Annotated in this window: 11 protein-coding genes; 8 read left to right on the forward strand and 3 right to left on the reverse strand. The window is 60.3% G+C overall.

Features of this window, described 5'->3' with window-relative positions; translation table 11 throughout:
• Positions 1-187: 187 nt before the first annotated feature.
• Positions 188-595: a PA2817 family protein gene (locus KW839_RS19520; protein ID WP_060540797.1), complete on the reverse strand. Its 408-nt coding sequence runs from the start codon at positions 593-595 to the stop codon at positions 188-190.
• 83 nt (positions 596-678) lie between these two features.
• Positions 679-3,126 carry an acyl-CoA dehydrogenase gene (locus tag KW839_RS19525; protein ID WP_060540798.1) on the reverse strand — a complete coding sequence of 816 codons (2,448 nt, stop codon included), beginning with the start codon at positions 3,124-3,126 and terminating at the stop codon, positions 679-681.
• A gap of 249 nt (positions 3,127-3,375) precedes the next feature.
• Between KW839_RS19525 and KW839_RS19530 the strand changes: the two genes are divergently transcribed.
• The 4 genes from KW839_RS19530 to KW839_RS19545 all read left to right on the forward strand — a co-directional run bounded on the left by KW839_RS19530 (position 3,376) and on the right by KW839_RS19545 (position 6,544).
• Positions 3,376-4,035, forward strand: coding sequence for a transglutaminase family protein (locus KW839_RS19530; RefSeq protein ID WP_060540799.1), 660 nt, complete (start codon positions 3,376-3,378; stop codon positions 4,033-4,035).
• A 43-nt stretch (positions 4,036-4,078) separates the two neighbouring features.
• Complete coding sequence (locus KW839_RS19535) at positions 4,079-4,702, forward strand: glutathione S-transferase family protein (RefSeq protein WP_218425228.1); 624 nt, start codon at positions 4,079-4,081, stop codon at positions 4,700-4,702.
• A 133-nt stretch (positions 4,703-4,835) separates the two neighbouring features.
• Positions 4,836-5,768: an ABC transporter ATP-binding protein gene (locus tag KW839_RS19540; protein WP_060540801.1), complete on the forward strand. Its 933-nt coding sequence runs from the start codon at positions 4,836-4,838 to the stop codon at positions 5,766-5,768.
• Positions 5,765-6,544 (forward strand): ABC transporter permease, encoded by a 780-nt coding sequence (locus tag KW839_RS19545; protein ID WP_060540802.1) that lies wholly within the window; start codon positions 5,765-5,767, stop codon positions 6,542-6,544. Before KW839_RS19540 ends, KW839_RS19545 begins: the two co-directional genes overlap by 4 nt.
• A gap of 560 nt (positions 6,545-7,104) precedes the next feature.
• Here KW839_RS19545 and KW839_RS19550 read toward each other — a convergent pair.
• A complete protein-coding gene (locus KW839_RS19550) occupies positions 7,105-7,620 on the reverse strand; it encodes a DUF2062 domain-containing protein (RefSeq protein WP_218425229.1) in 516 nt (171 codons plus the stop codon).
• A 135-nt stretch (positions 7,621-7,755) separates the two neighbouring features.
• On the opposite strand from KW839_RS19550, the gene KW839_RS19555 reads away from it, so the two are divergent.
• From KW839_RS19555 to lpxK, 4 genes are all read left to right on the forward strand, one after another.
• Entirely contained in the window at positions 7,756-9,990 is a 2,235-nt protein-coding gene (locus tag KW839_RS19555; RefSeq protein WP_218425230.1) for a DNA internalization-related competence protein ComEC/Rec2, read from the forward strand.
• 98 nt (positions 9,991-10,088) lie between these two features.
• Complete coding sequence (locus tag KW839_RS19560; RefSeq protein ID WP_218425231.1) at positions 10,089-10,724, forward strand: MotA/TolQ/ExbB proton channel family protein; 636 nt, start codon at positions 10,089-10,091, stop codon at positions 10,722-10,724.
• Positions 10,721-11,149, forward strand: a complete 429-nt coding sequence (locus KW839_RS19565) for a biopolymer transporter ExbD (protein ID WP_060540805.1) — start codon at positions 10,721-10,723, stop codon at positions 11,147-11,149. Before KW839_RS19560 ends, KW839_RS19565 begins: the two co-directional genes overlap by 4 nt.
• Entirely contained in the window at positions 11,149-12,159 is a 1,011-nt protein-coding gene (lpxK, locus tag KW839_RS19570) for a tetraacyldisaccharide 4'-kinase (protein WP_218425232.1), read from the forward strand. Before KW839_RS19565 ends, lpxK begins: the two co-directional genes overlap by 1 nt.
• The last annotated feature ends 5 nt before the right edge of the window (positions 12,160-12,164 follow it).

Genomic DNA, 12,164 nt, shown 5'->3' on the forward strand with positions numbered 1-12,164 from the left:
CGACCTGATCGACCACCGACAATTTAAAAGCCAGCGTGTAATCGCGCTGACTGCGCCTTTTCCCCGAATCCATTGCTCCCTCCTGAAAATAGGTCAGAAGGTGTAAACCTTATTCAGGACGGGACAGAACCCAAAAAAAGGCCCGCATGTTCATCCATGCGGGCCTTTTTGCATTGCGGGTCGTAGATCAGTGCTTGCTGTCCTGATTCGACATAGCCAGCAGCTGTTTTTCCTGGTTCCAGTCGAAAGGTTCGTCGTTCTGTTGGGCTTCGAAGCGACGTTCTTCCAGTGCCTGATACAGGTCGATTTCATCATCGGGCATGTAGTGCAGGCAGTCGCCGGCGAAGTACCACAGCAGGTCGCGCGGGACCAGGTGAGCGATTTGCGGGTAGCGGGTGATGACCTGGCACAGGATGTCCTGGCCCAGATACTGGCTTTCGATCGGATCGACTGGCAGTAGTGCAAGCAGTTCGTCGAAGCGCTCGAGGAACAAGGCATGACTTTCGTCGGGAACCTGCTCGGCCTCACCTACGGCGACCAGGATGCTGCGCAAGTGGTCGAGTAAAACGAGATGATCGGCAACGATGTTGGACACGAGATAAGTCCTCAAGAGCAAAACGGGCGCGGGAGTATAAAGCTCCTGCGCCCTTTTTTACACATTGCACAGGTTGTGCTGGATCAGCGGACTTGTCCCGCCGCCAGCGCGATGTCCTGTTTGTCGAAGTCATCGACATCGATCACTTTGCGTCGGGCCGCTTCTGCTTCACGCAAGGTTTGCGCTTCCACCGGCTGCAATACGCCGGCCTCAAGCGCGGCATCGATCACATGTTCACCCGCAACCGGTTTGACCTGACCGCTCTTGAGCGCTACATGCAGTTTTTTCTGCAGCGGTTGTGCCGCGTTCAACAGATCACAGGCATGTTGCAGGGCGCCGACCGGATCATCGGCCGATTGTGGGCGATAGCAACCGAGCAGCATTTCTTCCAGTGCCGGATCACCCTTGGCGCGGCCAATGAGCGCAGCGACTTCGGCACCGAGTTTGTCCGACGGCCCTTTGTGGCGGCGGCCGAATGGAAACACGATCACTCGCAGCAGACAGCCCAGTACCTTGTTCGGGAAGTTGCTCAGCAGTTCATCCATGGCTCGCTCGGCCTGCCCCAGGCTTTCTTCCATGGCCCAGGTGAACAGTGGCGTCATGTACTGCGGTGAGTCGAGGTCGTGGTAACGCTTGAGCGCGGCGGAGGCCAGGTACATGTTGCTCAACACATCACCGAGCCGCGCCGACAGGCGTTCGCGGCGTTTCAGTTCACCGCCCAGCAGCATCATGCTGAGGTCGGCGAGCAGGGCAAAGGCGGCGGCCTGACGGTTGAGGGCGCGGAAATAACCCTGGCTGAGTTTGTCGCCCGGAGCTGATTCCAGATGGCCGAAGCCCAGGTTCAGCACCAGGGTGCTGGCCGCGTTGCTCACGGCGAAACCGATGTGCTTGAGCAGAAGACCATCGAACTCGGTCAGTGCCTGATCCTTGTCCTCACGGCTGGCCAGCGCCATTTCCTTGAGCACGAAGGGGTGGCAGCGAATCGCGCCCTGGCCGAAGATCATCAGGTTGCGCGAGAGAATGTTGGCGCCTTCCACGGTGATGAAGATCGGCGCGCCGTGCCATTTGCGACCGAGGTAATTGTTCGGCCCCATGATGATCGCCTTGCCGCCGTGCACGTCCATGGCGTCGCTGATGCAGTCGCGGCCGCGCTCGGTGAGGTGGTACTTGAGAATCGCCGACAACACCGACGGTTTCTCGCCCAGATCCACCGCGTTGGCGGTGAGCATCCGTGCGGCGTCCATCATCCAGGCGTTGCCGCCGATACGCGCCATGGCTTCCTGAATGCCTTCGAAGGCGGCAATTGGCACGTTGAACTGTTCGCGAATCTGCGCGTATTGGCCGGTCACCAGACTGGTGAACTTGGCCATGCCGGTGCCCACCGCCGGCAGGGAAATGGAACGCCCGACCGACAGGCAATTCATCAGCATCATCCAGCCTTTGCCGAGCATTTCCTGGCCGCCGATGAGGAACTCCAGCGGTACGAACACATCCTTGCCGGCGTTCGGGCCGTTCATGAACGCTGCGCCCAAAGGCAGGTGCCGGCGGCCGATTTCAACGCCGGCGGTGTCGGTCGGAATCAGCGCAAGGCTGATGCCCAGGTCTTCCTGGTCGCCCAACAGGTGATCGGGGTCGTAGGCTTTGAACGCCAGGCCGAGGAGGGTGGCCACCGGGCCGAGGGTGATGTAGCGCTTTTCCCAGTTCAGGCGCAGGCCGAGGACTTCGTTACCTTCCCATTGTCCTTTGCAGATCACCCCGGAATCCGGCATGCCACCGGCATCGGAGCCGGCCAGTGGGCCTGTGAGGGCAAAGCAGGGGATTTCATCACCGCGTGCCAGCCGTGGCAGGTAATGATTGCGTTGTTCGTCGGTGCCGTAGTGCAGCAACAATTCGGCCGGTCCGAGGGAGTTGGGGACCATCACCGTAGACGCCAGGTCGCCGCTGTGGCTCGCCAGTTTCATTGCCACCTGCGAGTGGGCATAGGCCGAGAAACCCTTGCCGCCAAACTCCTTGGGAATGATCAGGGCAAAGAATCCGTTTTCCTTGATGAACGCCCAGGCTTCGGCAGGCAGGTCCATGGTCTGACCGATCTGCCATTCGCTGACCATGGCGCAGAGTTGCTCGGTCGGTCCATCGATGAACGCCTGTTCCTCTTCGCTCAATTGCACTTTCGGGTAGGCAAGCAACTTGTTCCAGTCCGGGCGACCGCTGAACAGTTCGCCATCCCACCATACCGTGCCGGCGTCGATGGCATCGCGTTCGGTTTGCGACATCGGCGGCAGGGTTTTCTGGAACCAGTTGAACAGCGGTGCGCTGAAGAATTTGCGCCGCAGGTCCGGCAGCAGCAATGGCGCGGCAACGGCGGCGATCAGCACCCAGAAAACCAGCAGCAGCCAGCCCGGTGCGCGGCTGAACGCACCCATCGCCACGACGTAAATGGCAACGATGCCCAGGGCAGGCAGCGGGTCAATTCGGCGGTGAGCCAGATAAGCAACCCCGACTAGCAGTACCAGAATCCACAACAGCAGCATATTTAATCCTCCGTGAAACCAGGGCAGACCAGCCCTCAGAGCTTAGACGGCATCCACAGAACGGGGTGGTCAGAGCGATGTGATTGAAATCGTAGGAAACCCTGGATGGTTTTCGTAGGCCCGCATGGCAGCAGGCGTGGGAAAAGCGTTGGTTGAGCGAGCGGCAAAGCGCCCATGTTTGGCCGAAATGTCGTTATCTCTGTGCTGAACCTCTCGCTAGACTCGGGGCTTCCCCAGGAGATTGTTCTCATGCACGAGTATCTGAGTCCCGGCCGCTTCATCGATAGTGACCACCCATGTGTGGTGGAGTTCGCCGAAAAACACCGTGGCGTCAGTCGCGATCCGCTTGGGCAGGCGATCAATCTCTACTACGCCGTGCGCGAGGCGGTGCGCTACAACCCTTATACCTTCAGCCTTGATCCACAGACCTTGTGCGGTAGTCATGCGCTGGCGGCGGGGGAAAGTTACTGCGTGCCCAAGGCCACGCTGCTGGCAGGTTGCGCCCGGCATTGCGGCATTCCCGCGCGGATCGGCCTGGCGGATGTGCGCAATCATTTGTCGACGCCACGCCTGCTCGAATTGCTCAAGAGCGACGTGTTCGCGATGCATGGATATACCGAGTTTTACTTGCAGGATCGCTGGGTCAAGGCGACTCCGGCGTTCAACCAGAAGCTCTGTGACCTGTTCAATGTGGCGCCGCTGGAATTCGATGGGGTCAATGACAGTGTCTTCCATCCCTTCAATCGCGATGGCGCGAAGCTGATGGAGTACGTTGCCGATCACGGCCAGTTCACCGACGTGCCGCAAGCGTTCTTTTTCGAGCACTTGAAAAAGTGCTACCCGCATCTGTTCGGTGAGCACCAGCAACCACTGCTGGGGGACATGCAGAGCGATTTGAGTCGCGCCTGATCCGGCGTATGCTGCCTGCCCACTTATCGAAAAAGAGGCGGTCATGCTGAAGATCTGGGGTCGGAAAAACTCATCGAATGTCAAAAAGCCGTTGTGGGCCGCCGAGGAACTGGGGCTTGCCTATGAAGCCATCGATGCGGGTGGTGCCTTTGGTGTCGTCGATACGCCCGAGTACCGCGCGATGAACCCCAACGGCCGGGTGCCGATGATTGAAGATGACGGCTTTGTCATGTGGGAATCCAATGCCATCGTGCGCTACCTGATGGCTCGCCACGCCCACGGCACGTCCTGGTATCCGGCGGACCCGCAAGGCCGGGCCAATGCCGACAAGTGGATGGACTGGACCTCCTTCAGCATTGCCGGCCCGTTCCGCACGGTGTTCTGGGGCGTGTTGCGCACCCCGGCCGAGCAGCAGGACTGGCCGGCGATCAAGGCGGCGATCAATGAGTGCGACATGCTGCTGGCTATGGCCGACCAGGCGCTGGCGGTCAAACCCTGGCTGTCTGGTGACGAGATTGGCATGGGTGACATTCCCCTCGGCAGTTTTATTTATGCCTGGTTCGAGATGCCGATCGAGCGTGCACCACAGCCTCATCTGGAGGCCTGGTACGAACGGCTCAAGCAGCGTCCGGCCTATCAGAAGGCGGTTATGACCGCGTTGACTTAATAATCACTATCGACACACTTGACTGTACTTGTGTGGCGGCGACAAGCACCATTGTGTGCATGCGACGTGGTTGCAATGCTCGCCGCCCGCCCTTATCTGGCCCATTCCCTCCTTCTTGGTGCGTAAATCCGATATGAGTTCCGCTCTGTCCATCCGGCAGCTAACCAAAACCTACGGCAACGGTTTCCAGGCCCTGAGTGGTATCGATCTGGAAGTGGCCGAAGGTGACTTTTTCGCCTTGCTCGGCCCGAACGGCGCCGGCAAATCCACGACCATCGGCATTCTCTCGACCCTGGTGAACAAGACCAGCGGAACAGTGAATATCTTTGGCCATGACCTGGACAAGAATCCTGCGGCGCTCAAGCGCTCGATCGGCGTAGTGCCCCAGGAATTCAACTTCAACCAGTTTGAAAAGACCTTCGACATCGTCGTGACCCAGGCGGGTTACTACGGCATCCCGGCAAAAATCGCCAAGCAGCGGGCCGAGCAGTACCTGACCCAGCTCGGTCTGTGGGACAAGCGCGATGTGCCGTCGCGTTCGCTGTCCGGCGGTATGAAGCGGCGACTGATGATCGCGCGTGCGCTGGTTCATGAACCGCGCCTGCTGATCCTCGACGAACCGACTGCCGGGGTGGACATCGAACTGCGTCGCTCGATGTGGAGCTTCCTCACCGAGCTGAACCAGAAAGGCATCACCATCATCCTTACCACTCACTACCTGGAAGAGGCTGAACAGTTGTGCCGCAACATCGGCATCATCGACCACGGCACCATTGTCGAGAACACCAGCATGCGTCAGTTGCTCAGCCAACTGCATGTCGAAACCTTCCTGCTGGACCTCAAAGGCAATCTGGCTGCCGCGCCGCAACTGCTCGGTTACCCGTCAAGGCTGCTTGATAGCCATACCCTGGAAGTCCAGGTGGACAAGTCCATGGGTATCACTGCGCTGTTCACTCAGCTCGCGCAGCAGAACATCGAAGTTCTGAGCCTGCGTAACAAAACCAATCGCCTCGAGGAGTTGTTCGTGTCCCTGGTGGAGAAAAATCTGTCTAAGGTGGCGGTATGAGTTCCGAGCTGCGCCCCAATCTCGTCGCCCTCAATACCATCGTCTACCGTGAGGTCCGGCGTTTTACCCGGATCTGGCCGCAGACCCTGCTGCCGCCGGCGATCACCATGGTTTTGTACTTCGTGATCTTCGGTAATCTGATCGGTCGGCAGATCGGCGACATGGGTGGCTTTACCTACATGGAGTACATCGTGCCGGGGCTGATCATGATGTCAGTGATCACTAACTCCTATGGCAACGTGGTATCGAGTTTCTTCGGCAGCAAGTTTCAGCGCTCCATCGAAGAATTGATGGTGTCGCCTTTGTCACCGCACACGATTCTGATCGGCTACACCCTGGGCGGCGTGTTGCGCGGGTTGATGGTAGGGATCATCGTGACGCTGCTGTCGCTGTTCTTTACCGATCTGCAGGTGCATCACCTGGGCGTGACCATTCTGGTGGTGGTGCTGACCGCGACGATCTTTTCGCTGCTGGGGTTCATCAACGCGGTGTTTGCGCGTAACTTTGATGATATTTCGATTATTCCGACCTTTGTGCTGACGCCTTTGACTTACCTTGGCGGGGTGTTTTATTCGATCTCGTTGCTGCCGCCGTTCTGGCAGACGGTGTCTATGGCCAATCCGGTCTTGCATATGGTCAATGCGTTTCGGTATGGGATTCTTGGGGTTTCGGATATTCGGATCAGTATTGCTATCACCTTTATGCTGGTGGCGACTGTGGTGTTGTATGTGGGGTGTGCGCGGTTGTTGGTGAGTGGGCGGGGGATGCGGACTTGAGTTTCGGTTGTTTTTGACCGAGTACATATCCGTTGCTGCGGTAACGGCCGCTTATGGTTCCGCTCTTACAGCGGGTCACTTTTGGCAAACGCCCCAAAAGTAACCAAAAGGTCTTGCCCCACCATTCGGTGCCTCGCCTAGGCTCGGCATTCCCTCACTCCGGCATTGCTCCGGGGGCCCGCCGCCATCGGCCATCCATGGCCGAGGGCGGCTACCGCGGCATCCATGCCGCGGTGCCCCCTGCGCAACGCCTGCGTTCGGCCTCTGGAAACGGGGCAGGCAGATCAAAATCAAATGCCAAGCCAAAGCAAAAGCAAAAGCAAAAGCAAAAGCAAAAGCAAAAGCAAAAGCAAAAGCTTTTCTAACTGGGTTCGAATGCTTACGCAAAAACTGTAGGAGCTGGCTTGCCAGCGATTAGGCCGGCACGTCCAGCATCAATGTGGCCTGACCCACCGCCATCGCGAGCAGGCTCGCTCCCACAGAAAAGCTGTCGGGTGTACACCCATCCAAACAGGCCGAGCTACAGCTAGCATCGCTTTGCTTTTGCGGGAGGCGCCCCCTCACATCCGACGCAGCTTACGCCGCCGCCATTGCCGCGCCACCCACCATCGCCAATACATCATCACCAGAAAATACGCCAACGCCCCAAGGACCACGCCGGTCACTACTGACCCCAGTAGAAACGGCTGCCACAAGGTCGAGAGTTCGCCCCTGACCCATTCCCAGCTCAACTCATCCGGCAAGCTCCGGGCGGGGACGTCCATCAGCCAGGCGCCGGTCTGGTAGGTGCAATAGAACACCGCCGGCATCGTGATCGGATTGGTCAGCCAGACCAGGCTGACGGCAATCGGAATGTTGCCGCGCACCATGATCGAGAGAAAGGCGGCCAGCAGCATTTGCATCGGGATCGGCAGGAACGCCGCGAACAGGCCCACCGCCATGGCGCGGGCTACCGAGTGGCGGTTGAGGTGCCAGAGGTTCGGGTCATGCAGCAGGGAGCCAAGAAAGCGTAAGGATTTGTGTTCCCTGATGCTGGCCGGATCTGGCATGTAACGTTTGAATAAGCGCCGGGGCATAAGGCTTCTCGATCGGTGAAGGCGGCAAGTATGTCTGGATTCCATGACCTGACTATTCAGACTTTGTGACAATTGTTAACGGCAGACGTGCGACGAACCGGCTAAGCCTTGGAGGGGACTCTCAAGGACGAGCTTATGCGCACAGGGGTGATGGCGCTGGCGTTGGGTCTGCTGACCTTGCGTTTTTTGCCGGTATTACCGCCGGTCTGGTTGTTGCTGTTGCTACCGGTGATGGCTTTGATGCTATTGCCGTTCAGGACCTATCCGGTGGCGTTTTTCCTGTTCGGCTTGAGTTGGGCGTGCGGCAATGCCCAATGGGCGCTGGATGATCGCCTGATGGCGCGGCTGGACGGTGAAACACTCTGGCTTGAAGGGCGGGTTACCGGGTTGCCGCAGAATGCCGGCGCAGTGGTGCGATTCGAACTGAGCGACAGCCAGTCGCGGCGTGCGGCATTACCGCGACGCATGCGCCTGGCCTGGTATGGCGGGCCGCCGGTCATGGCCGGCGAGCGCTGGCGGCTGGCGGTCAAATTGAAACGTCCCGCCGGGCTGCTCAATCCCCATGCCTTCGATTACGACGCCTGGCTGCTGGCGCAACGTATCGGTGCCACTGGATCGGTCAAGGATGGCAATCGACTGAGCGAAGCCCGATGGGCCTGGCGCGACGGTATCCGCCAGCGCCTGCAGGCTGTGGATGCCCAGGGGCGTACCGGTGCATTGATTGCGCTGGTACTGGGGGATGGCGCCGGCCTGAGCCGCGAAGACTGGCAAGTGCTGCAAGACACCGGCACTGTCCATCTGCTGGTGATTTCCGGACAACACATCGGTTTGCTGGCCGGGTTGGTGTACCTGCTGATCGCCGGGCTGGCGCGTTATGGGCTGTGGCCGGGTCGTTTGCCCTGGTTGCCCTGGGCATGTGCACTGGCATTCGCCGCCGCACTGGGTTACGGGCTGTTGGCTGGCTTTGACGTGCCTGTGCGGCGCGCCTGCGTGATGATCGGCCTGGTGCTGCTTTGGCGCCTGCGTTTTCGCCATGTCGGCGCCTGGTGGCCACTGTTGCTGGCACTCAACGGCGTCTTGCTGATGGATCCGCTGGCCAGCCTGCAGCCGGGTTTCTGGTTATCGTTCGCTGCAGTGGCGGTGTTGATTTTCATTTTTGGCGGGCGGCTGGGCCCTTGGCGGTGGTGGCAGTCCTGGACTCGCGCCCAGTGGTTGATCGCGATCGGTCTGTGCCCGCTGCTGTTGATTCTCGGACTGCCGATCAGCCTCAGTGGGCCGCTGGTCAATTTGCTGGCGGTGCCCTGGATCAGTATGGTGGTGCTGCCACCGGCGCTGCTGGGCACGCTGTTGTTGCCCATTCCGGTGCTAGGGGAGAGCTTGCTGTGGCTGGCCGGTGGGCTGATCGACTGGCTGTTCACCGGTCTGGGTCTGATGGCCGGACACCTTCCTGCATGGGTCCCGCCCGCAGTCCCGCTGTGGGCATGGGTGATTGGTGCGCTGGGCGCCGTTCTGCTGCTGATGCCCAAAGGCGTGCCGCTGCGCTGGCTGGGCTGGCCGATGTTGCTGCTGTTGGTTTTTCCGCCCCGACCACTGTTGCCGCCAGGCATCGCTGAAATATGGCAACTGGATGTCGGACAAGGGCTGGCTATCCTGGTGCGAACCCGCAACCACGCGCTTTTATATGACGCCGGCCCGCGTATGGGGGATTCAGATCTGGGCGAGCGAGTCGTACTACCGACCTTGCGCAAGCTGGGGGTGGACGAGTTGGACCTGATGCTGATCAGTCACGCCCACGCTGATCATGCTGGCGGTGCGCCGGCGGTGGCCCGGGGGCTGCGGGTCAAGCGGGTAATGGCTGGCGAGCCTGAGGGACTGCCGGCTGGATTGAATGCCGAGGGTTGTGACAGCGGTCGACAATGGGCGTGGGACGGGGTGAACTTCCAGCTCTGGCAATGGGCGTCGGCCGGCGACAGTAATCAACACTCCTGCGTGCTGCACATTGAAGCCGGTGGCGAGGGAATGTTGCTGGGCGGGGACATCGACGCCGCGGCTGAGCGGGCTTTGCTCGACAGCCCCCTTGGCGTCCCCACCGACTGGTTACAGGCCCCGCATCACGGTAGTCGCAGTTCGTCGTCGATGGCCCTGCTCGGGCGACTGCAACCCAAGGCAGTCCTGATTTCCCGGGGGCAGGGCAATTCATTCGGCCACCCGCACCCTACGGTGCTGGAGCGCTATCGCAGGCGTGGTGTGCAGATCTATGACAGCGCCGAGCAGGGTGCCATTCATCTGCAACTGGGGCGTTTCGAAGCGCCGTGGACAATGCGCCAGGAACGGCGCTTCTGGCGCAATCCGCCGCCTTCAAGTCCATGACCCGGTAAAATTGATGCCCGACCGTATGCGACATGCCGGTCTTCGGTGCGCCGACCCCCTATGTTAGAGTGGCGAACTTTTTCGAGGGGACTGTCACTGTGTGGGAATTGGTCAAATCCGGCGGCTGGATGATGCTGCCGATTATTTTGAGCTCCATCGCGGCCATGGCAATCGTCGCCGAGCGTCTATGGACGCTGCGGGCCAGTCGCGTGACCCCGGAGCATTTGCTCGGGCAGGTCTGGGTCTGGATCAAGGACAAGCAACTCAATAAGGACAAACTCAAGGAACTGCGCGCCAACTCGCCCCTGGGCGAAATTCTGGCCGCCGGCCTGGCCAACTCCAGGCATGGTCGCGAGATCATGAAAGAGTGCATCGAAGAGGCCGCCGCCCGGGTCATCCATGATCTGGAACGCTATATCAACGCCTTGGGCACTATCGCCGCAATGGCGCCATTGCTGGGCCTGCTGGGCACGGTGCTGGGCATGATCGACATTTTCAGCGCATTCACAGGTTCCGGCATGACCACCAACGCCTCGGTGCTGGCCGGTGGTATCTCCAAGGCGCTGATCACCACGGCCGCCGGCCTGATGGTGGGTATTCCAGCGGTGTTCTTCCACCGTTTCCTGCAACGCCGGATCGACGAGCTGGTGGTCGGGATGGAGCAGGAAGCGATCAAGCTGGTCGAAGTCGTGCAGGGCGACCGTGATGTGGACCTGGCCGGGAGCAAAGCGTGAAATTCCGCCGCAAACCTCGGGAAACGGTGGACATCAATCTCGCGTCGCTGATCGACGTGGTGTTTATCCTGCTGCTGTTTTTTGTCGTGACCACCACCTTTACCCGTGAAACCCAGCTGCGCGTCGATCTTCCGGAAGCGGTCACCGGCTCACCGGCCGAAGACCAGAGCAAGCCGGTGGACATCACCATCAGCGCGGACGGCGTGTTCTCGGTGAACAACCAGATCCTGCCGAAAAGCGACCTCGCTTCGCTGATGGATGCGCTGCAAAAAGAGGCCAATGGCGATACCAGCCGGCCGCTGTCCATCAGCGCTGACGGCAAGACCCAGCATCAGTCCGTCATCACCGCCATGGATGCCGCCGGCAAGCTCGGTTTCAGCCATTTGCGCATGACCACTGTCGAGGCGGCGCCGCCCGCGCCCTGATGGCCATGTCCGATCGATTGCTCGCCGCCTGGTACGCAGGTCATCCGGCCCTGAAGCTGTTACAGCCTCTGGAGTGGTTGTACCGGCGCGTGGTCATCAACAAGCGCAAGCGCTTCCTGGCCGGTGAGGGTGAGATCTATCAGCCACCCGTGCCGTTGATCGTGGTCGGCAATATCACCGTGGGTGGCACCGGCAAGACGCCGCTGATCTTGTGGATGATCCAGCATTGCCAGCGCAGTGGCCTGCGGGTGGGGGTGGTCAGTCGGGGCTACGGCGCCAAACCGCCGCAGTTGCCGTGGCGGGTCGAGGCCGAGCAGGGCGCCGACGTTGCCGGCGATGAACCGCTGCTGATTGTCCAGCGTACCGGTGTGCCGTTAATGATTGATCCCAATCGCAGCAACGCCGTCAAAGCGCTGCTGGCCAGTGAACCACTGGACCTGATTCTGTCCGACGACGGCATGCAGCATTACCGCCTGGCCCGCGACCTGGAACTGGTCTTGATCGACGCCGCCCGTGGCCTGGGCAACCGCCGCTGCCTGCCGGCCGGGCCCTTGCGCGAGCCGGTCGAGCGCCTGCAAAGCGTAGACGCGGTGCTCTACAACGGAGCCAACGCTGACCGCAACGATGGCTTTGCCTTCCAGCTGCAACCCACCGCGCTGGTCAACCTGAACAGTGGCGAACGCCGCCCACTTGACCATTTCCCGGCGGGACAATCCGTGCATGCGGTGGCCGGGATCGGCAATCCGCAACGTTTCTTCAACACCCTCGAAACGCTACACTGGCAGCCTGTACCCCACGCATTTGCCGACCACGCTGAATACAGTGTGCAGGCCTTGAATTTCACGCCGTCATTGCCGTTGGTGATGACGGAAAAGGACGCGGTGAAGTGCCGTGCCTTCGCCGCCGCCGATTGGTGGTACCTGGCGGTCGATGCTGTGCCATCACCGGCCTTTGTGGCCTGGTTCGATACGCAGCTGATGCGCCTGTTGCCGAATCGTCTTTTGCCTTAAATCCG

The organism is Pseudomonas sp. PDM31, assembly GCF_019218965.1.
GTDB lineage: Bacteria > Pseudomonadota > Gammaproteobacteria > Pseudomonadales > Pseudomonadaceae > Aquipseudomonas.